We start from the raw sequence: 503 nt of genomic DNA, 5'->3' as shown, positions 1-503 counted from the left end.
CTGCTGTCACGCCAAGACGGGACACCGCTGTGAGACTGCACCTGGGAATCGACGTGGCCTGCCGGGCCTCCCACCAGACCACCTGCACCGACGCCACCGGAGCGATCCAGTTCTCCGGCCGGCGCCTCACCACCACGGCCGAGGACCTCGAACGGTTATGGGACGGCCTGCCCTCAACCGACGACGACGTCGTGATCATGGAGCCGACCCGTAACGCCTGGGTCCCGCTGGCCGCCTGGTTCCAACACCGTGGCGCCCAGGTGGTCCTGGCCCCCCCCCGGAACAGTCCGCTGACCTGCGCGACTACTACCACAAGCACACCAAGAACGACCGGCTGGACTCCCGCGTCCTGGCCCGCCTGCCACTGCTGCACCCCAAGGGCCTGCCCCCGCTGTCCGACACCGGCCCAGCCCACCCCCTGCGCAGAGCGGTCCGCCGCCGCAGCACGCTCGTTGAGCGCCGCACCGCCACCTTCTACCGGCTCGACGCCCTGCTCGAACTGC

At 70.6% G+C, this 503-nt stretch carries 1 protein-coding gene and 1 pseudogene; both read left to right on the top strand.

Going from position 1 to position 503, the window contains the following annotated elements:
* Nucleotides 1-29 precede the first annotated feature (29 nt).
* A pseudogene (locus tag ABD357_RS44640) lies at nucleotides 30-272 on the top strand (IS110 family transposase); the annotation flags it as partial.
* Nucleotides 218-503: IS110 family transposase (locus tag ABD357_RS44635; protein WP_425584811.1), on the top strand; the 286-nt coding region annotated here is incomplete at its 3' end. The pseudogene ABD357_RS44640 and the gene ABD357_RS44635, both read left to right, overlap by 55 nt.

It is taken from the genome of Streptomyces vastus (genome assembly GCF_039532825.1).
Taxonomy (GTDB): Bacteria; Actinomycetota; Actinomycetes; order Streptomycetales; family Streptomycetaceae; genus Streptomyces; species Streptomyces vastus.
Note: the sequence above shows the minus strand (reverse complement) of the source record. Positions and strands in the feature narration are given on the sequence as shown.